Source organism: Flavobacterium oreochromis, assembly GCF_019565455.1.
GTDB classification, from domain to species: Bacteria; Bacteroidota; Bacteroidia; order Flavobacteriales; family Flavobacteriaceae; genus Flavobacterium; species Flavobacterium oreochromis.
Window position 1 is genome coordinate 1,918,379 of record NZ_CP067377.1, and the last position, 20,832, is coordinate 1,939,210.

At 33.2% G+C, this 20,832-nt stretch carries 24 protein-coding genes; 2 read left to right on the plus strand and 22 right to left on the minus strand.

Annotated elements, in window-relative coordinates; genetic code table 11:
* The first annotated feature begins 8 nt into the window (after positions 1 to 8).
* Positions 9 to 1,214, plus strand: coding sequence for a tyrosine-type recombinase/integrase (locus JJC03_RS09095; RefSeq protein WP_235873083.1), 1,206 nt, complete (start codon positions 9 to 11; stop codon positions 1,212 to 1,214).
* A gap of 80 nt (positions 1,215 to 1,294) precedes the next feature.
* Here the strand turns inward: JJC03_RS09095 and JJC03_RS09100 are convergent, their stop codons facing one another.
* The 11 genes from JJC03_RS09100 to JJC03_RS09150 all read right to left on the minus strand — a co-directional run bounded on the left by JJC03_RS09100 (position 1,295) and on the right by JJC03_RS09150 (position 7,748).
* Positions 1,295 to 1,693 (minus strand): type II toxin-antitoxin system HicB family antitoxin, encoded by a 399-nt coding sequence (locus tag JJC03_RS09100; protein WP_235873084.1) that lies wholly within the window; start codon positions 1,691 to 1,693, stop codon positions 1,295 to 1,297.
* A 41-nt stretch (positions 1,694 to 1,734) separates the two neighbouring features.
* Entirely contained in the window at positions 1,735 to 1,941 is a 207-nt protein-coding gene (locus JJC03_RS09105) for a type II toxin-antitoxin system HicA family toxin (RefSeq protein ID WP_309597634.1), read from the minus strand.
* Positions 1,942 to 1,984: 43 nt separating this feature from the next.
* Entirely contained in the window at positions 1,985 to 2,215 is a 231-nt protein-coding gene (locus JJC03_RS09110) for a hypothetical protein (RefSeq protein WP_235873085.1), read from the minus strand.
* Positions 2,216 to 2,264: 49 nt separating this feature from the next.
* Positions 2,265 to 2,498, minus strand: coding sequence for a hypothetical protein (locus tag JJC03_RS09115; RefSeq protein ID WP_235873086.1), 234 nt, complete (start codon positions 2,496 to 2,498; stop codon positions 2,265 to 2,267).
* An 883-nt stretch (positions 2,499 to 3,381) separates the two neighbouring features.
* Complete coding sequence (locus JJC03_RS09120; RefSeq protein WP_235873087.1) at positions 3,382 to 3,789, minus strand: hypothetical protein; 408 nt, start codon at positions 3,787 to 3,789, stop codon at positions 3,382 to 3,384.
* Between the two features lie 7 nt (positions 3,790 to 3,796).
* Positions 3,797 to 4,300: a M15 family metallopeptidase gene (locus tag JJC03_RS09125; RefSeq protein WP_235873088.1), complete on the minus strand. Its 504-nt coding sequence runs from the start codon at positions 4,298 to 4,300 to the stop codon at positions 3,797 to 3,799.
* A 1-nt stretch (position 4,301) separates the two neighbouring features.
* Positions 4,302 to 5,003: a hypothetical protein gene (locus tag JJC03_RS09130; RefSeq protein ID WP_235873089.1), complete on the minus strand. Its 702-nt coding sequence runs from the start codon at positions 5,001 to 5,003 to the stop codon at positions 4,302 to 4,304.
* A gap of 29 nt (positions 5,004 to 5,032) precedes the next feature.
* Entirely contained in the window at positions 5,033 to 5,299 is a 267-nt protein-coding gene (locus tag JJC03_RS09135; RefSeq protein WP_235873090.1) for a hypothetical protein, read from the minus strand.
* Positions 5,300 to 5,442: 143 nt separating this feature from the next.
* Positions 5,443 to 6,087, minus strand: coding sequence for a hypothetical protein (locus tag JJC03_RS09140; protein ID WP_235873091.1), 645 nt, complete (start codon positions 6,085 to 6,087; stop codon positions 5,443 to 5,445).
* A 15-nt stretch (positions 6,088 to 6,102) separates the two neighbouring features.
* Complete coding sequence (locus tag JJC03_RS09145; protein WP_235873093.1) at positions 6,103 to 6,753, minus strand: hypothetical protein; 651 nt, start codon at positions 6,751 to 6,753, stop codon at positions 6,103 to 6,105.
* Positions 6,708 to 7,748 (minus strand): hypothetical protein, encoded by a 1,041-nt coding sequence (locus JJC03_RS09150; RefSeq protein WP_235873095.1) that lies wholly within the window; start codon positions 7,746 to 7,748, stop codon positions 6,708 to 6,710. The genes JJC03_RS09145 and JJC03_RS09150 overlap by 46 nt, the downstream gene beginning before the upstream one ends.
* A 106-nt stretch (positions 7,749 to 7,854) precedes the next feature.
* Between JJC03_RS09150 and JJC03_RS09155 the strand changes: the two genes are divergently transcribed.
* Positions 7,855 to 8,142: a hypothetical protein gene (locus tag JJC03_RS09155; protein ID WP_235873096.1), complete on the plus strand. Its 288-nt coding sequence runs from the start codon at positions 7,855 to 7,857 to the stop codon at positions 8,140 to 8,142.
* Here the strand turns inward: JJC03_RS09155 and JJC03_RS09160 are convergent.
* From JJC03_RS09160 to JJC03_RS09205, 11 genes are all read right to left on the minus strand, one after another.
* On the minus strand, positions 8,134 to 10,371 hold the full coding sequence (locus JJC03_RS09160) for a hypothetical protein (RefSeq protein WP_235873097.1): 2,238 nt from the start codon (positions 10,369 to 10,371) through the stop codon (positions 8,134 to 8,136). The two genes, JJC03_RS09155 and JJC03_RS09160, sit on opposite strands and share 9 nt — an antisense overlap.
* Before the next feature lie 3 nt (positions 10,372 to 10,374).
* Entirely contained in the window at positions 10,375 to 12,609 is a 2,235-nt protein-coding gene (locus JJC03_RS09165) for a hypothetical protein (protein ID WP_235873099.1), read from the minus strand.
* Positions 12,609 to 16,430 (minus strand): phage tail tape measure protein, encoded by a 3,822-nt coding sequence (locus tag JJC03_RS09170; protein ID WP_235873102.1) that lies wholly within the window; start codon positions 16,428 to 16,430, stop codon positions 12,609 to 12,611. The genes JJC03_RS09165 and JJC03_RS09170 overlap by 1 nt, the downstream gene beginning before the upstream one ends.
* Positions 16,427 to 17,005 carry a hypothetical protein gene (locus JJC03_RS09175; protein ID WP_235873103.1) on the minus strand — a complete coding sequence of 193 codons (579 nt, stop codon included), beginning with the start codon at positions 17,003 to 17,005 and terminating at the stop codon, positions 16,427 to 16,429. The genes JJC03_RS09170 and JJC03_RS09175 overlap by 4 nt, the downstream gene beginning before the upstream one ends.
* Before the next feature lie 2 nt (positions 17,006 to 17,007).
* Positions 17,008 to 17,193 (minus strand): hypothetical protein, encoded by a 186-nt coding sequence (locus JJC03_RS09180; protein WP_235873104.1) that lies wholly within the window; start codon positions 17,191 to 17,193, stop codon positions 17,008 to 17,010.
* Between the two features lie 200 nt (positions 17,194 to 17,393).
* Positions 17,394 to 17,612, minus strand: coding sequence for a hypothetical protein (locus tag JJC03_RS09185; RefSeq protein WP_235873106.1), 219 nt, complete (start codon positions 17,610 to 17,612; stop codon positions 17,394 to 17,396).
* 9 nt (positions 17,613 to 17,621) lie between these two features.
* Positions 17,622 to 18,491 (minus strand): hypothetical protein, encoded by an 870-nt coding sequence (locus tag JJC03_RS09190; protein WP_235873107.1) that lies wholly within the window; start codon positions 18,489 to 18,491, stop codon positions 17,622 to 17,624.
* Positions 18,492 to 18,502: 11 nt separating this feature from the next.
* Positions 18,503 to 19,024: a hypothetical protein gene (locus tag JJC03_RS09195; RefSeq protein WP_235873108.1), complete on the minus strand. Its 522-nt coding sequence runs from the start codon at positions 19,022 to 19,024 to the stop codon at positions 18,503 to 18,505.
* Positions 19,025 to 19,480, minus strand: a complete 456-nt coding sequence (locus JJC03_RS09200; protein ID WP_235873109.1) for a hypothetical protein — start codon at positions 19,478 to 19,480, stop codon at positions 19,025 to 19,027.
* Positions 19,465 to 19,593, minus strand: coding sequence for a hypothetical protein (locus tag JJC03_RS17775; RefSeq protein ID WP_258930526.1), 129 nt, complete (start codon positions 19,591 to 19,593; stop codon positions 19,465 to 19,467). Before JJC03_RS17775 ends, JJC03_RS09200 begins: the two co-directional genes overlap by 16 nt.
* Positions 19,593 to 20,813: a major capsid protein gene (locus tag JJC03_RS09205; RefSeq protein WP_235873110.1), complete on the minus strand. Its 1,221-nt coding sequence runs from the start codon at positions 20,811 to 20,813 to the stop codon at positions 19,593 to 19,595. The genes JJC03_RS17775 and JJC03_RS09205 overlap by 1 nt, the downstream gene beginning before the upstream one ends.
* Positions 20,814 to 20,832 lie beyond the last annotated feature (19 nt).

The window sequence follows — 20,832 nt, forward strand, 5'->3', positions numbered from 1 at the left end:
GCAAACACATGAAAAAATTACTTTTCGGTTGCTCACGAACTGATGCGTGGGTGTCACCTGAAGACTGGAATAAATCGTCTTCTAAAAAACTTATGAACTCAAATTGGTATGTCCAGTGCAACTTCTTCGATCCAAAGTTTAAAGATAAATACCCTAAAGGATTTCCATATCGAAAAAAATTAAATAAGTTCAAGACCCTTGAAGAACGAAAGGCTGCAGCTGAATTCTATTTATCTGAAATTGTAGAGATACTTGACAAAGGCTACAATCCTATAACTAAACATTTTATGGAAGATAGGACCTATGCCAACACAAAAGAACTAACTCCTGAGTCTTATTTTCCTGATGCGTTGAAATTAGCACACGCAAGTTTAAAAGTAGCTAAATCAACAAATTACGATATCAAATACATGCTTAATAAAGTAATTCCCGCAATTGAAGCAGTAGAAATGGATAAGGTCAAAATTCAAGATGTTAAGAGAAAGCATATAAGAACTGTTCTTGATTACCTTGAAGAAACAGAGGCTACTTTTTCCGAACATAAATTCAATAAATATAGAGGTTATCTATCCATTTTGTTTAAAGAAATGATGGAGTTCGAAGCGGTCGAATCAGATGTAGTTATATCCATAAAGAAAAGAGTTCAAGAAACAACTATTAGAGAGGTTTTGAATAAATCTGAACGAAAGAAAGTTAATGAGCATCTAAAAAATCATCACCCAGACTTCTGGAGATTCACCGTTTTATTTTTCCATTCAGGCGGACGGATTAGCGAATTACTAGATCTGAAAGTTAAGGATGTTCTTCTTGATTACCAAAAATACAGGGTTTTAATAGCAAAAGGGAAACAATATAAATGGGTTGAGCGTGTGATCAAAGACGTTGCTTTTGATTTATGGGAAAAATCTTTATATGGTGGCGCTCAAGATGATTATGTTTTTTCAAAAGGATTAATACCTGGTCCACAAAGAATACGAAGAGAACAAATTAGCAGAAGATGGAGCACGCATGTTAAAAAGAAATTAGATATAAAGGCTGATTTTTACGCTCTTAAACATATTAATTTAGATGAAACTGCTGATATGTTATCAATGAAAGATGCTGCAGCAATGGCGAGTCATAAATCAACTCAAATGGTGGAAAAGCATTATGCGGTAGGTGAAAAGGAAAGACAATTTATACGCTTGAAGTCTTTAAATAATAATTTTGCTTAACAAATACAAAAACCCCTTTAAAAGGGGTTTTTCATTGAAGGTGAATTCAATAAATTGTCAATTAATTATACACCTCTATTTTATAGTTCCACGGCTAAAAGCTCTTTTCCCAACTTATGCAGGGCATTTTCTATTTTTTCGCGTTGTTCTAGTCTTGGTTTTCTGTGTCCTGTAGAATAATGTTGTAATTGTTTCTGATTTATTCCTGTTAGTTTTTCCAATGCTGCATTTGAGAATATGCCTTTATAGTAATTTAAAAGACTAACTGTATCAAAAAGAAAAACAACGTTGTATTCTCCTTTTAAAATGTCAGGAATATTCTCAAGAGAGTTATGTTCTTTTAATAATCGTATCGAATCTAATACTGATTGTTTAGCTTCTTCAACAGTGTCACCTCCAGCATAGATTCCCTCTACATTTTCAGCGAAAGCAGAAAACATATCTTCTGATCTTTCAATAATAATTCTTACAATTTTCATCGCTACAACTTTTTAAAACTCTATTTTTTTAAGAGAGGGGCTTATTTCAACCCCATCTCTTTTGTCATTTTAGACTCAAGTCCTTTCCCTAATTCCTTTGCTCCGTGAAAAGGAACAGGGTAAGTTCTGCCGTTCTTTTCGTAGATGTAATGACTACCATCTGTTCGGATGTGCACCCATCCGTTTCTTAGTACCTTTCGGTGGAATTCAGATGATTTCATAGAACGTGTTATTAATTGACTCCTCAAAGATAGTAAAATTACTATCAAAAACAAATAATATTATATTTTTTTATTCTTTTTCTTCAATTGTTAATTCTAAGTTTAGTAAAACAAGAATGTCTACTAAACTAGATATGCGATAATCAACTCGTGAGGGGTTACCTCTTCGAAGAACAGAATATACTTGATTACTGTTCTTCCCCGCGTCGATTAGATGCTGGGGTTTTAAACCTTTTTTTTTTAAAATGGCGTTAAGTTGTTCGCCTATTGAATCCAATTTATTTATACTATGTTCGTTCATATGAGTTTTTTTAAAAATAATTTACTGATAAATAAATATTAATTATTTGTTAAGTACTTTTCATGTACTTTTCAAAAAATCTAAAAGCTTTTTCTAAAACTTCATCTTCTGTGTCAGTTGACACTGCTTCGACGTTGTTTTGTGTAAAAGCTAAAATAAAATTTTCAACTTCACCATCTGAATTGATATAGCCAAATTTCTTATTTTTTACTTTTATATCACTAATCAAAATCCCACTTAAAGGGATCACCTCAATTAATGATAGGTGTTTGACAGCGTACACCCATAGGCGTACGCTGTCATTATTATTTTCGCTGCATTTTTACAAAGTAAAAATGCAGGAATTAAATACTCCTCAAAAGCCATTATTTTTTTATGTTTATGTTTATGTTTATATTTGTAATAAAATTTTAATTTTATTAAAATTTTATTTTGACAAATGTAAGCCTCTCATTGAGAGGCTTTTTTATTAGTAATTATACCATTCCTTTAATTCACTTTCCTTTACTTCTGAATACTGAACCTCTCCGTCATAGCTGAAGGAGTAAACTAACTCTTTTCCATTCCATTTGCCAACTCCCCAGTAATTGCTAGCATGATTCCCTCTGTAATTGTTTCGGTCAAAAGTTCTTTCTACATAAACTAAAACTTCTTTTTCTGTTTCAAACTCTTCTGTTTCTTCATCGAAAGACTCAATTTCTAGGTATTCACTGTAATATTCAGAAAATTGATCATTATTAAATTCACCTGCAGAATTTGCTTGTAATGCTAATAATTCGTTAAATTTTATAACCGCTTCTGCTAAGTTATCAAATTCTATTGTGTTGTAAGATTCTGTATTTTTCTCTGTTGATACTCTTTTTGTACGTTGTAAGTTTTCATAATTTTAATTTTATTTTTATTGTTTCATTTTGACTCTACAAATATACGACTAAAATTTAGTTTTCAAAAGAAAACTTTTAAAAATAGATGAAATGCAAATTTTATCGATTAAAAAACAAGAAAGCAGGACTTATCAAAAACGCATTATATAATTTTTACAGAATTTTGTATATAATTTTCTTTAAAAATTGTATTTTTTTAAGCCTCCATTTTCTCTTAAAACAAAAAAACTGCGAGAATATATAAATATCTCGCAGTTTTAAGCTAACCAAATAAGATAAAAATTATTTTTTGCCGTAATACACAATTAGAAAAACAATTACGGCAAACAAAAACAAGAATACGAAACCAAACAGATATAAATAAACAGTAGTGTTATCAGTTTCTTTTTCTTTGACCACTTCTTTTTTTTGATCATCTTTTATTAAATGAATGCTATCACGCACAATTGTATGAATGGTTTTGTAATTATTCACAACTCTTGTATTGTATATAGTGTCGCCATTTACCACCATTGGCTTAGTTACATCGACAGGCTCAAAGACTTTAGAAGTATCAAGCTCAGTTTGTTTAACATTCTTGTTTTCGATTAATTCAACCTTTGTTTTCTCTTTAAAAAAGGCTTTGTTTTTCTTTATGATTCCGCATGAATTGACAAGAATTAGAAATAATAGTAAAATGTACTTTTTCATAGCTCTTTTAAATAAGCGGATAAACTATCCTGTTTGAATCTTTTATAATTATTCCTTTGTCAATTCGCTGTTTTAATGCTTTCCAATCAAAACCAAAGTTCATTTCAAAATGAGGAAAATCCTTAAAGGTTTTCCAATCACCACCCCATTCCCATCCTTTCGACTTGAAGTAGTTTGTTACTTCCATCCAATCAGCAACTTTATCACCATCAAAATCTTTGGCCATATCCCAAGACACAGTTTCAAAATTGCCGTCTCCATCTTTGTCAATCAACAAAACAATATCAAAAGCAAGACCGTAATTATGTATAGATTGCCAAGCATCTGCATTTGTAACTTTTGGGCGTTTTTTAAATAAAGCCCTTTGCTCTTCAGGCGATCTATAAACATAGGCAAAGCGTAAACGCACGCCTTTGCCTAATAAGCTATTAACTTCTTTATATTGCTCAAGCAATCTCTCCCTTACCTTTGGGTGCGCTTGCTCTATCCTTTTTAGCGTGATTTCATCCATATTATCCTAATAAATCTAAGTTTACGTTTTGATATTTTTTGAAGCGCCCGTTTATCTTGTCAAACGCATTTTTAGCGTCTTTTGGAATTAAAAATAAACTAATCGCCACTACTTCTAATATTGCACTCATTTTATCGTAGTTCGAAAAGTAGTCATCATTGGTTGTGATACTTTCTACACGTTGCACAAATCCGTCGACCACCTCTTGGCGAAAGTCTTCATAGGAATTAATTACAAAGCGTGCATCTTCTACAGTAATACCGCAACGAATAAAGTCACGCTCAGCCTGTATTGTGTAATTATTTACTATATTGAAAAGATTAGACTTTACTAAGTATCGTAAGCCTTGCGAACTGCATTCGTTTAGATCAGGTCTTTTTAAAAAAGCCGTCATTGAGGCTTCAATTTCAGTTGTCTTCAATTTGATTAAGTGATGTAATAATTTAGTCTTAATCATATCCACCTCTCCATTAGTTGCGAAGTCTATTCGCATAATTTCGTTGCGCACGTTTACCGTGGTATTGAAAAAGTCGTGTTGAACAAGATTAGCAATGTCTTTTTTCTTTTTCAGGATTGATTTTGCTTTAATAATTTCGGCAATAGCATTGCGGTAATAGTAGGAAATTACCACGATTAATACGATGATGAATAATTCCCAATGAGCAAGGTTGTTCAATACATTTGAAAAGTCTAATTCTTTCATTTTTTTAAAATAAGTAAGTTAAAATTTGGTTAGTGATTTATTTTATAAAATTGTTTGTCCTCTTCCGATATTGCATCAACGCAATGGTTTTTCCCCAATACTTTGTCTAAGAATCGCCTTAGCCACGTATCGTTTATGAAAAGCATTATCATTCCTGTAACGGCTGAAATGGTTTGATACCATTTGCCATATTTTATACCACCTTTTAACTTGAACGTATCGTTTAACAGTTCGCCAGCACCAGCATTAGCCAATCCATCGAGTGATAAACTTATGCTTCTGAATATTGGTCGCAATTGCTTGTTTAGCGAGTAGTCTAATTGCCAAATGTGCTTACCCAATGAGTAAATTATTCCTATAATAAACAAGGTTGGGAACACCACGAAACTAACCGCTGTTAGCAGTATTTCTAAAAATAAATTAATGATACTTTTCATAATTATATACTCATTACTTGTTGGTAAATACTCGCTACATCAGCAGGCGTTATCGTTGCTGGTAAATCGTCAATTAGCTTTAATCGGCTCATTGCCTTTTCGTGTAGTTCTTGGTCTAAATCCAAATAGATTCGCTTTCGTAAGCATTCAATAAGCTGAATTCCATTATCATTAAACGCTTTACCTTGCTCGAATTTATCTATCACATTATTGATAAACTTGAAGGTTGTTTGCCCTTCTAATTGAGCTTCCGTGGCTATCGTATTAAAAGGATCGGGGTTTTCTCCTCCCTTTTCCAAATAACATTTTAACCTTACACATAAATTATATTTGTTTGTATAAGCCTCTTCGTAATAATCTAAGTCGTCATTTATTGACTTAGCCATCGCCATAGATTTTATGTATACCTTGATCTTTAATATTACCTTATCAAGGTAACTTATTATTTGGTCATTCTTTTTTTCTCTTATTTCTTTAGAATTCAGACCTTCATAATAAGAACTGCCATTCCAGTGGGGGTCTATAAAATCCCCTAAATATTTTGGCGCTAAAATAGAATTACTAAACAATCCTCTGTTGTTTTCTATAAATTCTTGTGTATATACTTTATTGGGTTTACCGTTCACAATTAATGAATATTCTTTCATCTTCTTTCATTTTATTTATTTTGCTTTTTTAAATCTTAAATGAATAGAACCTGTTGGAGCTGCCAACGTCTCTATCATTATATATAATGTGATTAGCTTATCTTTAGCTATAGTAGGTAAGGAAAACCCGCTGTTAAATCCATGTTTTATTATAGATTCAGTGTATAATACACTGTTATTAAAATTGTTTTCACTTGTGTATATGGCTATTTTTGTCGAAGCAGCCACATTATCTACATAGTATATAGAATCAAGTGTCATTTCAAATGGAGAGATCCCTACCAAAGAGAAAAAGTTAGGGACTAAAGCCGAGGCTTGATTAACTCCTGTATTGAAACTAAATAAATTTCCCGAGTAAAAAGAGGGAAATTCTAAACCCATATATCTAGCTGAAGATCCTAGTCCATAGCCTATTACTCTACATTTAGGGAATGAAATATTATAAAATTCATCATTCTTAACTATCTGAATTACTTCATTAGCAAATAATTCAGATTTATTCTTTCCAATAACTCTATTATTAACTTTTACTTCAAACATCTGACCAGTGTCAGTGACAATTACTTTTAATATTGAATTAGCAGGAATGATAATATCAGGCACTAATGTATTTAAGTATTTTACAATACCTGCAATATCTTGTGTTGATAAAGAAGTTGATAACACTTCGTGGTAGATGGGGAAAAATTAATATCAATATTACCCAAACCTAATAGCGATGTGTTATTGAGTGTTTTAATATTCTGACCACTAATGAGTTTTATCTGAAAGACATTAGCCAAAATTTCTAAAAAATTCGAAAAAATAATTTTATATTTCTTCTTTGAAGTAGACATAGTAAAGTCAATATAATCCTCTTGAGCTATTACGTCAGTTTTTGGAAAGCTGTCGGTTGCCTGACCAAGACTGTCGCTGGTTAGTGGCGTTTTCTGATTGTTATCTGTGGTTTTACACCAAATTTTCCCATTGTATTCTATGCGGTCGTCTTTCTTAAGATGAATAACTCCTGAGCCAAAGTCTCTAGATCCTTCTACTGAAACGGTTAAATAATCTCCTTTTTCACCTGTGCCATCTGCTAATAGGGGAGTATTGTGAAAGGCATCATAATAACCTTTAGGGTGAGAAGCTGATCTATCTATTAAGCCTAAAATAGGAGGTGTATTGCTTAATGAATTATCAGTAATGTTTATCTTAGCAATAATTACAGAATCAATAGGAACCGAAGGATCTAATGCTATTCCTATTGATTCTGTGCCTACAACTCTAGTAATTGTGCTGTTAGAATTAATAATTATAATATCGACCCTTATTGTGCCAGCACTAGAAAAAGGGATATTAATTAATGTGTCTTGATTTTGAAAGCAAGTGATTCCGTTAATTAATGCAGAAACTTGTGCTTTCACGGTCAAATTATTTCCAGCCAAAACAATACTACCAACGCTTAACAGCCTATTGTTTTGTTTTATTTGAACAGCATCTATTATTTGCCCAACCGTTATATGTTCAGAAACCCCGCTACTTGAAACAGGTATTTTTGAGTCTGATTTTAAAATAGATTGCCATGGTAGTTCGTATATTTTCTTCCCAGCAGAAACAAGATCGTTATACTTCTTGCTTAGCTCGGTTACTTTTTGCGATAGTACAGATAAAATATCACTCATTATCAGTTATTTTTCTCTGTACAAATATACTTTATTTTTATTTAGACTAAATAAAAATAAATACAACAAATTTTATATTGCTTAGATTATTAGTAAATTTGGAACTATGGGAGCTTTAGTCTTTATACTTTTAATCGTAGTAGGCCTACCTTGGTTAGGCTGTAATATCGGCAAGTCAATAGGAGGTTATTTAGATAATTCTTTTTCAGGCGGTAAGTATATTGATAGTTCTGTAAATAATCACTACCATACACATCAGAATATTACAGTAATAGATGATGAATATCACCGAAAAGGTGTTGAATACCATAATAAAAAAGAGAAGAAGAATTTGAAAAAGAATTTAATTATAAACAGAAAAGCCGTCAATAGACGGCTTTATTTTTTAGTATAGAATATACCCATTATCATATTCAATTATTCCTGGTATAGCAGAAACACTTCCATTGTACCCAACATTCCCAGTGGTTTTACTATTATATGCGCTGCCAGTTTTTATCATAGAAGCTGTAAGAACATACAGGTTACTGTTTTCGAGCGGACCTTCAGTATTAAAATCAGAGTTCTTAACGTAGCCTACCTCGTCAATAAAAACATTTTCATGTGAAAGTGCTATCATTACTTTACGCCAAATTTCTTTTGTAACTGGTTCAAATTTAAACTCATCAACTTCGTACAAATTTGATTTAAGCATATAAACAGAACTGTCTGTTCTTTGAGTTTCTGAGTCACCATCTACTTTTCCTGATTTTTTTGTCAATGGAATTCTTATTTTATGAATTATTCCTGTGCTATAATCAATATCTGTATTTGTATCGTTATAGTACTTTATTTCAACAGTATCAGCGTGTCTTACTCTCACGTCAATATCTTCGCTTAATAGTTTTAGCGGGTGTAAATTAGACATTGAGGCTTCAATACTAACTGTAATTGTTTCATCGATATAATTACTCATATCAATTGTAAACTCGTATACTTCATAAGGTAATCGATTATAAGTACATTTTACTTTTTCTATGCGTTCTATATCACTATAACTGTTGTTCGTTATTAAAATATAAGAATCTAGTTTATCATCATAATGCAATTCTTGAATTGTATATGAAACAGAATTTATGGAGAAAATATTTCCAATATCTCCCCACTCTGGCAGGTCGCCATTTAATGTATATTTTGAAATTACATTATTAGATGAATCGTATACATTCCCTGATTTAAAGTATATGGCCAATTTGCCATTTACAGATAATACTGAAGAATCTCTAATATCAGTTATGTTTAAATTGTTAGATTTTTTATCTACAAGTAAATTAGTGGTCAATCCTGAATGATTTACGAAAACATTGTTTATTTTATAATTCGATTTAAATTGTGTTGTAATTATATCAGCCGTTTGAAATTGCTGAACTTCTCTAAATCTACTATCAACATCTACCTCATAACTCAATGTATTTTCGTCTTTTTTGTAGTTTGCGGAATCACCCCATGCTATTCTATCAGCAAATCGAATGCTATTCGATTTTGATAAATAAAAATAAGGATCGTTATCGCCAAATTCAGAAACGGTAAAAGTTTTTGTAAAAGAGCAACCAAATTGATCTCTGACATATAATGTATTTGAGCCAAGTGGTACTTGTGTAAATTGATTAGATACTTGATAATTTATGTTGTCAAGTGAATATTCTAATGCAAGTCCAGTCGTGCTTGTATTAGAATTTACTACTGCAGAATAGGTGTTGTTATTGTTTACTACAGAAATAAGATAATTATTAGGATCTAGAACAGAGGGTGTATTTATATTCAATACGACTGTATCTGTGTAATCGATAATAACTCTTTCGTTTACATATGTAGACGTGACAGGCTTATCAATATATAAGATGTATTCTGTGTTATCTGTTAAATGTATGTCTTTTATTGTGAAAAGTTTATTATTTTCTGTAGTTTTTGAGTACAGCACTAAAAAACTACTTCCTTTATAAAAATAATCCCTGTATGGAGATGATACGATAATACATGAAATATCACCTATATTAGAAAACCTTAACATTTCACTTATCTGCTTACGAGGTAAAGAAACAAGTGTATATTCAGAACTAGAACCCCTGTCTAAATTTAATTTAATTGGGTTAGCCTGATTAATCCCTCCGTTAATCAGGTTAACTGTTTTGTTTGTGATAATTTCACATTCTACTTTTTTACATTTATATGAATTATCAGTTTTAAAATTAACGTTCAAAAGGTTTAATCTAGCAGGGTTGTAATTATTGATTATGGCAGTAATTAAGTCTGATCCATTGTAATTTGGTGCTCCAGATCCATATTTTGCAAAATATTGATTAGAATCTTTCAATTCTATGGTAACTATATTAGCAACTCTAGTGGTTGTAAGTGAACGATTAGATGCTTGTAATGCGTTATATAGTTGAATAGCTTCTGTTTCTCCAGGAATATTAGTTGGCGGTAAAATAGGTAACATATTGCTTGCGCCGTTCATCCAGTAGTAACTTCCTATACTTTTATTTTGCGGATACGACTGACCATAAGTACCTATATAAAAATAAAAGTATGTGTAATCTATTGTAAAGCTCTTGTTAAATGTTATTGTGATAGTTGAATTCATATTTTATCGATTTGCTTTAATTAATTTCCAACGACCTTTGCCGTTAGGTTTTAAGTTTATTAAGTACCCGTATTCTTGTAATCCTTTCTCGTTAGTAAACTCGATCATTCCGTACAAATTAGGTATAAGCCTACCATCAATTCTTGTGGATCCATTTATTAACTTCATTATTTGATTATCACATTTGTAATCAAATTCAACTTCTTCTACCATGAAACGAGGCCTTGGCAATTCAATATTCTGAATATCGCCACTTTCTTTTATCTTCATCCCAGTAAGTAGTTCAGTTGTCAGATTACTGTTTGAGGTTGAACTAGTGTAACGTAAATAATCAGTTTTGTTTTTTATTAAACAACCTCCGAACCACCACGCATGACGTAACATCATGTTGAAAGGGGTAAACCTTAGATGCGTAGCTGTTTCAGGTGAAAAAACACCCGTTGGCTTTGATTTTTTATCATCTACCCATGTTCTTAATTTATAATGGTTAGAGGCGATATCCTTTTTCAAATCTAAAAAAAACACAGAGTTGTCTCGAGGAGTGTCTACGGTTTCGTTTTTAGACTTTTGTTTTCTTCGAGTAAACTCTAAGCCGTAAGAATCTGCTGCATATTCAGATATCTGATTGTATGAGTTTTTTAGCCTTGTCAGTACCGTCGAAAAAGTTGTCTTGGAATTGTATTCATCTAGCCCAAAAGCTTCTTCGTAGGTACCACCATCTTTATAGCCAATTTCTACAGAAGAATAGCATCTATCTGTAGCAACGTTTCTCTTTACATTTTTTACCTGGTTAGGTAGTTTTATAGTTACGTTTCCGTTGAAAAAGAACTTTCTACTTTCAATTCTTACTCTCTCCTTGTTGCCTATGTACTCAATACCCATACCTAGATCACAACTAGCCATTAATGATGATAAGTAGTCTTTCAATGAAGTCGTAAGAGGTTTGAATAAATCATTTTCCGAATTAGGATCTTTTTCAAACCCTCTAATCCATAAACCGTGTGCCATAGCTAAATGGCTAAATTCTCCATCTTCTTTATAGCCAATTTCTTTTCGCCCTAAAACTTCTGAATACAATAGGTTTTGCTTGCCAGTAATTATACTAGTGAGTCTTTCGCCTAATTCATGAGCAAACACGGCTTTTGTTGTTGTCGATTCGAATTCTGACTCTTCTTGAATGTCAATTTTAACTTCATAAAAGGTGAATTTTACATGTAAATGCCCTCTTTCTGTATAAGAGTCACCTAAACTCGTAACTTGATCAGCTGTTAAAGACAGACTATCTCCTTTTTCTAAAATTATTGTATCGTTTAGGTTAAGATTAATGTCTTGCGATTGTGGCAGCTCATGTAAATTAGAGATATGCAATAAGCTGTAATTTCTTTTAAAATTATAATTACTCCCTCCTGAATATTGACCTAGTCTTATATGAATAGCATGGCTATTAACACTATCGAATTTTACTCTTTGCAAGTTGCATCTTATATTTATACTTATTTTTAATTTTCGCCTAAAATTTGATTGCGAAAAGAAACACAAACTTGTTTCTAACGGCTGGTCTAACGCCCAAGAAGAACTATGACGGTCATACGCTCTATAAACATCTGGCTCAACATCTTTCGCCTCTTCGTGAGACTTTATTTTTAATTTAATAGGAATAGATTTTGTCATCCCTACTGTTATTCCTTCTCCGTAATTTTCTAAGTAAGCACTATTATTCAAGCTGTTCTGCTCTAACTCAGTTCTCAAAAATATTTTTCGCCCGTCTAGTGTTACGGTTACTGTATTTAAACTAGGAATTGGATCTCCGCCTAAAGAAGTCAGACGGTCTATCTCAACCATCTGATTTTCTTTGTTTTTTAGTTCCTTTTCGATTCCGCCAGAGTTAAACTTCAATCTTACAATTCCGTCTTCCTCCTCCCAAGTAGACATATCCAGTACTCCTGTGTATATAATCTCAAATATATCTGTAGTAGGATTACGCTCTTCTTTAACTAGCGTAATATCGGAATTGATACCGTAATTATTGTAAATAATATTGATGTAATCTCTGGATGATTTATTGAATTTCAAGCTATTTGAAAGTTTCGTAAATATCCCCATGTAGTTCTCATGACGAGAATATTCCTTTTCATCATCATTCCACCCTATAGGTTCATCAATAACCATATCTGGCAGGTATTCACTTTTCAGGGTATATCTAATTCTGTCTATTTGTATCGGATTAATATTGCTCATTAGTTCCAGGTGTTATTTTTTATTTTCCACAAATGGTGATTTAAATCTACTTTTATGTTGTTGTTGACTGTCGTTTTTCCCTCTCTAATAGCTTGCGTGTTTCGTTTTAGCTCATTTAATACTTCTTGATCATAAAGACTATTTAACGTTTTTTTTAAGTCGTAGTCCTTTATTTTGTTTATTTCAGAAACTAAAGACATCTTGTTTGCAACTCTCAATGCTCTATTATATTCTTCAATAGAACTATGTACTTTGTCATTCTCATACAATTGTACTAATGTATCAGTCGCAGGGGTTAATTCTATCTTTCCAGATGCGCGTTCGATAACTTCGTGTTTACCTCCATCACCTACAATTGCAAGCTCTTTACGACCTCCTTGACGACCGTCTTTATACTTAGGTATTGGCGCAGCTAAAACGGCAGCTAATTGAATTGCTCCCACGACTCCAGCTAAAATAGCACCAGCCGAACCACCAATAGGTCCTAATTGAGCGTAAGACTGCATGATGGCCTGAGCAGTAGAAATTCCAATTTGTACAGCTGATAATGTTTTATTAAACACAGCTTGCTGATATTGTTCTTTCTTTTTCTTGTCCTCCAATTGCTTTCTTTTTTTCTCAGCATCCTTCTCTAATTCTTCTTTTTTTCTTTTATCGTTGCTGGCTAGTTCTATTTGTTTCGAATAATATTCATCATTCTTTTTGATATCCTCGTCGATGTTGGCGGTTCTAGACTCGAAATACGCGTTCCCTAGTTGCCCCATAGCAGAAGTTATATTCTGCGACACATTTAAAATAGCTTCTGCCCATTCTTTATCAGAGTACTTCTTCTTTTCGTTATTCTCTTCGTTTTTTTCAACCTCAAACTCGCTTAGTTTGAGCTTTGCTTCTGAAAGCTGTTTTGCTATATCTAGCCTTTTTTCGGATGAAGTTTTTTCATTCTCAGGGAGTGAATCATAAGCAGATAGTGTGTCTTCAAGGTTTTTAATTTGAATTTTAACACCCTCGACCGCATACTTTTTCTTTATATCTAATTTCTTTTTTTCATGCTCTTCAAGTATTTTTTCTTGTTTGTTTTGTGACATTTTAGTGATATCACCCAAAGATTTGAAACGCTCGTTTTCTTTCTGAAGTTCAGAATTCATAGAAATTACATTTCTTGTAGACTTTTCCTCTAATATTTTCGAGTATGAATCGAAATCAAATTCTCTTATCTTTTTTATTTCTTCTGCTTTCTTTTTCTCGGCCTCCTTAGTTTCGAATAAAAAATCCTCATTAATTATTTTTTTATTTATAGCATGTTGTTTCTCGATAACTTCTATATTCTTTACGTTATCTTTATTCTCAATTAATAATTCTTTATAATTATCTTTCTCTTTTTGTAACTCGTACTTCTTAGTTAGATCTAGCAATTCCTTCTCTTTTGTCGTCCTATTGTTTATAGCTTCAATTCTAACAGCATCTGCTTCTTTTTCATTTTGAGCAATTTCATTAGCGATCTCGATGTGTTGTTCTAAACGCTGTTTATCTAATTCGTATTCAGATGCGTTTAATTGTTTTTTTATTTCTATTGCTTTTCTTCTTGCTTCTTCTGCTTTTTTGTCGTCAACAGGTTCTGTACTAGTCTTTTGCTCCGAATCTTTTGCAATCCCACTTTTTAAGTGAGTTATTTTTTTGTTTGCTTCTTTTATTATTGATGCTTCCTCCTGAATCTCTCGAAGCAGTTCTCTTTTTCTAGCAGGATCAACTGTTCTTTTTATAAAATATTCCCTATCACTCTCACTTAAATGTTTAGATTTTTCAGCAGCCTCTTTATGCAATTTTGAAAGTTCATCTTGTAATTCTTTTAATCTATTTTTAGAACTTTCTTTTATAGATTTTGCTATTCCCTCTGGATTAGCTCCTAACAAACTAATAAGTCGATTTTTTTCTTCTAGTAATTTAGAGTCTTTATTCCCTTTACTAATCTCTTCTTGTATAACACTTAGTTGTGCTCGAACAGATTTTCTAGCCTCGTCGGATAATTCTTTTATATTCCCTCCCATAAGGTTAAACCTTTCTTTAAATACTTTTGATCCAGATTTTATCCCCTCTTTTCTTGATTTGTCTAACAGTTCATCCCATGTACTATTCAGTTTAATAAGTCCTTCTAAAGCGTATTTTACACCGTCAGCAAATAATACAAACAACTTTGAAATAACGCCTCTCCCTTCGTTCAGATTGATAATGAAACTATCATATGTTGCTGATAGGCTATCAATTTTCCCTTGTAAAGTATTGCTACGTTCTTCCGCTTGTTTTTGTGCTGTTCCGAATTCAGACATCTTAGAAGTCAACTCCTTCAATCTGTCTGTATTTTCAAGAACATTACGAGCCGCTACTATGTTTTCTTGACCAAATATTTTAACCAAATTAGAGTTATCAACTAATATTGGTTTCAACATTTCTAATCGATCCTGAATAGGTAGTGTATTGTCTTTGAGTTTTTCGATAGATATTCCAAACTTATCAAACACAGCTAAAGCTTCTTTAGGCAACGTATCTGGTGCCGATATTTTAAGCAAAACATTTCTCAATGAAGTACCTGCTTCTGCACCTTTTTGTCCTTTCTCCGCTAGTAATTCTATTAAAGCTGTACTCTCTTCGATTGATATGTTTGATGATTTTGCGACTGCTCCGAATTTTAATAAAGCGTCTGTAACATTTGGTATTTCTGCTGAGCCATATTTAGCACCATTGGCTAATGTATCTATATATCTATTAGCTTCTTCTGCGGACGCACCAAATTGATTCATGGCATCAGTTAAACGTGCGGCTGCATCAGGCAACTCTAAGCCAGATGCTTTAGACAGTATTAAGGTTGCTTCTGTAACACTATTTAGCGCTTCTACATTCTCTAAGAGTTCAGGTTTGGCAGAAGCTATTAATTTGTACGCTTCAACCACTTGTACAGCACCTCCTTTAGTGCTTTTTCCTAATTCTACGGCTTGTTGTCTTAAGAATTTTAAGTCTTTTCCTGTTGCTCCAGTAATAGCTTTCAAATCAGACACAGCTTGATCAAACTCTACAATCGTATTTAAACCATCTTTCAATACATCAAAAGCTGATGATACACCTGCAAACGCCCCTAAAGCAGATAATAATTCGGTTAGGTTGCTCGTAATATTGCTTAGTGTAGGATAATTACCTACGTTCTTAGTGAAGTCCCCAACAGCTTTATCGGCTTTACGCACTCTTGCGTCTAGCTCGTCATATTCTTTTTGTGCTTTTTTTACAGATGCTGAGTGTTCGCCTTCGGCTATTATTAGATCTCTAAGTTTACTTTTTGCTTCCGAACGCGCTTTATTTAGCTTATCGTATGCGCCTACTAACCCTAATTTATCTAAAGCAGCCTCTCTTTCCGCTTTGCTGGCAAGTTGATTCTGTATCTTTTCTTCAACAGTCAGTTCGATATTTCTTTTCTGTTGAGCTGCTCGTTGATTATCTAATTGGAGCTTAAGCTTTTCTGCTTTTATTTTTTCTTGAAGGACTTTAGTCTCTTCTTGCTGAACTTTAATAAATGATTTTTCAGCGGCTTCACGTTCCTTTATAGCATTGATATTTTGAAGAAATAATAGTTTTTCTTCTTTCATGCTGTTGTATAATGAAGTGTTGTCTGTTGACTTTTTTAATGAATTGAAAATTCGTTCATATTCCTTCAAGCTTTTTTTCAACTCCTCACTTTTTTCAATGGTCATTTGGAATTGTTTCACTAAGACTTCACCAAATTTCATTGCCTCATCCTCGAATAAATCTTTTCTTGTTACAACCCCTTTACTCATTTTGCAGTGTTTTTTGTTTCTAAGGCTTTTATTTTTTTATTTACTTGGCTCTTCAATGCTAGGTATTTAGTACACGATATTGTGTTATAGTCGTAGTCGAATCCTAGAATAACTGAATAACTAGCTAATACTTCATCTATAGTTACTGATTGAGAGTTATCTGTTTTAGAGGCTTGATTCTTCAGAGCGTTAATTTTAACTTCAATACCATTTGTTTCAACCTCAACTCTCTTTAGGTCTAAGTAATAATCATCTGTATTGTCAGTTCTTACGTTATATCCCAACGCATTTAGCTTGCTTACTATAGCATCATCGTACTCAAAGCTCAACAGATTCAGATACATCAATACGAGCCTTTGTTTTACTTCAAGGACTTGTATTTGCTTGTTTCTACTGAATGTTTGCTTTGCATAGTCGCTATTGTCTAAGTCTTTGAATTTATTACTCAGACTTGTCCATAATTCCGACAACTCCTTTTTATCTGTAATCGTGTCAGACAATAAATTGACGTTGTTAGTTTCTAAAATATCATAGTACACCTTTACAGGTAAGTAATCTAAAGATGAATAATGCATAGCTATAAGTCTAATTTTGTTCGTATATTTCTTAGGATAAAAGGCAATAACCGTTCATCGATTATTGCCTTTAAGTCTGTATCTGAAAGTCCGAAAATTTCATCTGAAAGCCAGTTTTCATTACCAAGAATCTTACTGTTTTTAGGGTCTTTACTACTAAATCGCAAGACACCTGAAACCTCTTGCATATAAAACCCTTTGAACCAATCGCCAGTGTCTATACCTGTAAACGGATCCCCAGCTTTTTTTTTTACCACCGGTTATAACCTCAGTCGCTTTTGAGTAAAACCCTAAAGGATTTCCGTTTATATCCTTGCTATCTGCTGAAATTCTGTGTTTTTCTTTTTCAATGAACTCTTTTTCTATTGAACGTATGTACTTGAATAAATCATTGGTCATCTGCTGATATGTCAGCTTTTTTGCTTTTTCCAATTGTTCCAGAAGTGTCGCCATGATTGGTTGCTATTTTGTAAGCTTTATTCAATTCTTCCTCCAACTCAGCACTTGTCACTTCCAAAAATACGTGCGTGTTGCTAAACTCTTTTTTAAATTCAGCAAAGGACTTGTTATAGTTCTTTGCGAATGTGATTCCTTTATAAGTACTCATACGGATTAATTATACAGTTACTTTTAATTTTTCTAAGGCTTCGTAATTGTTACCAGCCGACGCTACAACGTTGTTTAGTGACACGGTATACCCAGTGGTAAAAGTAGTTCCTGTAAGCGTATATACACCGTCTGATGTAGCTGTTACGAATGAAACACTTTGTATTGCTCCAGCAGTATTTCTAACAACGATATCGCTAGCGGTTAGAGTAGTAACCGATGTACCACCACCAGCACATCCTTCTTTTACTTTGAATTTAATTTCTGTTGCACTTGCTGAAACTTGCAACAGAGTAACATCGAAGATGCCGTAAACATCGCTATAGCTGTAATCAATTAGGACGTTTGCTCCATTTTGCTCGTACTCCTTGAAGTCTTTGTAGTTTACAGTAACTAGGGTAGACTGTGGCGTTCCATCAACAGCGTCTTGCAGACGCCCTACGTTAAGTTTGATAGTCTGTCCTTTTATTTTCTTATCAGCTGTAATAACAGCCTTGATGTAGCCATCTTCCGTGAATTCAAACGCCTGCATTTCTTTTTCGTTGAAACTGCTTAATGCGTTGTAAGAACATGAGCCAACTACACTCTTGAAGGTTCTGACTTTTTTCGCTTTTCCTGTTTCGTAACTGTAAGTCTTCCCTTCGTAAAAAGTCGCTTCTTTATCCGCTACCGCATATTCGTTCACATCGTAAAGCGGATATAGTTTCTTTTCTTTTACGTATTGATTGATTTTAGACAAGTCTTTCAACTCGTCTACATTAGCGAAAGAGAAACCAGGGATCGCAACCATATAACGTACGGTTACGCCAACTAAACATTGTTCGCGGGCTCCTGTATTTTTTAATCCAGTGTCGCCATTTTTGCACTCGTGATATACCATGATTATTTTTTTTAACAGTTATTAATTTTGTATTTAAGTTCGCCTATTATTGCGAATGTGTGATAAGGGTACATATTCAAAGTTTTTATCTTAGAGGTATCGTATCCTTTGAATATAGTGTCGACCTCTTTTTCTATCTCTTTTATTGTAAACATTCCTTGCTTACTAAGTAGTTTGAAAGCCTCTATTTCTATTTCAGAATCCATTCTTTTGGAATTGTTATGAAATATTTTATTTAGATCCACGGAGAACACTACTTTAACTTCTGTGGATAGTTCTCCTAGCTTACTAACCTTATGTGTTTCATCTTCTATAAAGCAAATTGTAGCGTTAAACTTGTCGTCAAAAAGAACATCTTTATATTCCCCTTTGCCTACGTATGATTCAGCTACAAATCCTTTTTCTCCTTTAGGATTCTTTTGTACTCTTCCGAAACATTGGATATTTCCCCAGTTGATATTTTTGTAAATAGCAGACTGTATCTTTTGTATTTCTTTGTCTATCCCTATCGGGTGTTCTATTAAGTAAATCATTTACCAAAAATTACCTGATTCAACAGTTATGCTTTTAGGGAATATCAGAGCCTGAGCCTTTGCAATAGCTCCTTGAAGTTTATAAGTAAGACCTTTGGCTACAAAGTGTCCTTGGTCGTTTTTAACTCCTTCGATCTCTATTTTTAGAGTTTGATAGGTAAGTTTCGAATCTCTCTCATGTATGTTTTTTCGTGGAGAAGAAATAAAACTCTCAATCATCTTGATAGCAAACGCATACCCGACTGCATTTTCAAACAAAGAAGCTTTAGATAGGATTACATCACTATAATCTTTTGAGTTGTCGTAGTCTTCGTGATTATCTAATATAGATTCAATAGTAACCATAGTTGTTTGAATCATTTGAGAGCGAATAAACTCATTTATTTCTGCCTCAGTAGCTTCTGTATTATGATGAGTAGCTATTACATTTTCTAGAGTAACTAAAGGGTGATACAAGCTTGTCTTTTTACAGATGTACCTCTGTTATCTAAAGACAAGGTAATAGGCTGATTCGTAATGGGCCAGCCTATTTTTTTTGATATTACATCTATAGTTTCTTTACTATACATTACACTAAGGTTATGTTAGCTTCAAAAATTAAAATCTGCTCCTCAGACAATTCATTAATGTATGTCAATAATGTTTCGTCTTTATTCGTAGACTTAGCCTTAGTAGATCCTACAGCTGTATTGATAGCACTTACAACAGACGATTTAGTATAGTTCTTAGAGTTGTATGCAAATCCAGCATCGCCTTCTGTTTGAACGTCTGTCACGGCTTCTTCGCAATTCATAATATAAATTGCATCGATATTCTGAATTACAGGTAAAACTAAAGCCTGTGAAGTCGTAAACTCCTTAATAGGGTTGTTCTCGTGGTATTTAGATACTAAAATAAAATCATCCACTTTAGCATAATCAACCCCTTGTACCTTGAATGTTTCTTCTGCCAACTTACCATAGGTTAGCGTACCTACGTTTAAATCAGTTAAGAACACAACAGCATTTGAAGCCCAAGGTGTATATGAACTTCTTTTACCGTCTTTCTCGGTGATGATAGATCTATTCACAATCTTGATTTCTACTTGATACGATGCAGATAAAAACTCGTTAGCAGCACTTACGTTAGGAACCGACGGGATATTTGTACCCGTGAAGCCTAAGAAAAAGGCATATTTCTCTTTAACCTGCGCATTAGAACGAAACTTATTAAATGTCGTTTTATCCATCATGATGTAACGCACTACGTTACTATGTTTATCTCTTGCTTTGTCAATCACTCTATCGATATCATCAATAGGCTTTGCCTTAGGATCCGACCAAGGAATGACAACCCCATATTTGTTTGCTTCTGGGTGTTCAAAATTAATTCTAATCCCTAAACCAGGGTTTTTCTCGTCTGTAATAACTGTGAGCCCAGTAGACAATGATTCTAGGAACATTGCCTCTAATCGTTCGTAGATACCTTGAACCACTCTTTCCGAGTCTTTAAACAATTTTTTGAATATCTCGCCATCACCTGCGTTGGTAGCAATCAAGATATTCAACTCGTTCATTTGAGTTTCGTTAAGCGATAGAGCCATTCCTAATTTTGGAATTTCACCATCCGCTTTTCGTAATGAATCACGTCTTTTTAATGGTAGCGAACTATCCATCGCTACTATATCAGCAGAAACCGCTACGTTGTTTACTGACAACGAATTCCATCTAAGAGTTGGGGAAAACTCTTTAGTTAACATTTCACGATGTAAGTACGTAAGTGGTGAGTTACTCCCGTTGATTTTTTTCAACAACCTTTGATACTGCCAT

Excerpts from the sequence above, each read along its gene's own strand:
- JJC03_RS09095 (WP_235873083.1), top strand. The coding sequence starts at position 9 with ATGAAAAAATTACTTTTCGGTTGCTCACGAACTGATGCGTGGGTGTCA.
- JJC03_RS09100 (WP_235873084.1), bottom strand. The coding sequence starts at position 1,693 with ATGAAAATTGTAAGAATTATTATTGAAAGATCAGAAGATATGTTTTCT.
- JJC03_RS09110 (WP_235873085.1), bottom strand. The coding sequence starts at position 2,215 with ATGAACGAACATAGTATAAATAAATTGGATTCAATAGGCGAACAACTT.
- JJC03_RS09120 (WP_235873087.1), bottom strand. The coding sequence starts at position 3,789 with ATGAAAAAGTACATTTTACTATTATTTCTAATTCTTGTCAATTCATGC.
- JJC03_RS09125 (WP_235873088.1), bottom strand. The coding sequence starts at position 4,300 with ATGGATGAAATCACGCTAAAAAGGATAGAGCAAGCGCACCCAAAGGTA.
- JJC03_RS09130 (WP_235873089.1), bottom strand. The coding sequence starts at position 5,003 with ATGAAAGAATTAGACTTTTCAAATGTATTGAACAACCTTGCTCATTGG.
- JJC03_RS09140 (WP_235873091.1), bottom strand. The coding sequence starts at position 6,087 with ATGAAAGAATATTCATTAATTGTGAACGGTAAACCCAATAAAGTATAT.
- JJC03_RS09150 (WP_235873095.1), bottom strand. The coding sequence starts at position 7,748 with ATGAGTGATATTTTATCTGTACTATCGCAAAAAGTAACCGAGCTAAGC.
- JJC03_RS09155 (WP_235873096.1), top strand. The coding sequence starts at position 7,855 with ATGGGAGCTTTAGTCTTTATACTTTTAATCGTAGTAGGCCTACCTTGG.
- JJC03_RS09160 (WP_235873097.1), bottom strand. The coding sequence starts at position 10,371 with ATGAATTCAACTATCACAATAACATTTAACAAGAGCTTTACAATAGAT.
- JJC03_RS09165 (WP_235873099.1), bottom strand. The coding sequence starts at position 12,609 with ATGAGCAATATTAATCCGATACAAATAGACAGAATTAGATATACCCTG.
- JJC03_RS09170 (WP_235873102.1), bottom strand. The coding sequence starts at position 16,430 with ATGAGTAAAGGGGTTGTAACAAGAAAAGATTTATTCGAGGATGAGGCA.
- JJC03_RS09175 (WP_235873103.1), bottom strand. The coding sequence starts at position 17,005 with ATGCATTATTCATCTTTAGATTACTTACCTGTAAAGGTGTACTATGAT.
- JJC03_RS09180 (WP_235873104.1), bottom strand. The coding sequence starts at position 17,193 with ATGCAAGAGGTTTCAGGTGTCTTGCGATTTAGTAGTAAAGACCCTAAA.
- JJC03_RS09185 (WP_235873106.1), bottom strand. The coding sequence starts at position 17,612 with ATGAGTACTTATAAAGGAATCACATTCGCAAAGAACTATAACAAGTCC.
- JJC03_RS09190 (WP_235873107.1), bottom strand. The coding sequence starts at position 18,491 with ATGGTATATCACGAGTGCAAAAATGGCGACACTGGATTAAAAAATACA.
- JJC03_RS09195 (WP_235873108.1), bottom strand. The coding sequence starts at position 19,024 with ATGATTTACTTAATAGAACACCCGATAGGGATAGACAAAGAAATACAA.
- JJC03_RS17775 (WP_258930526.1), bottom strand. The coding sequence starts at position 19,593 with ATGTATAGTAAAGAAACTATAGATGTAATATCAAAAAAAATAGGCTGG.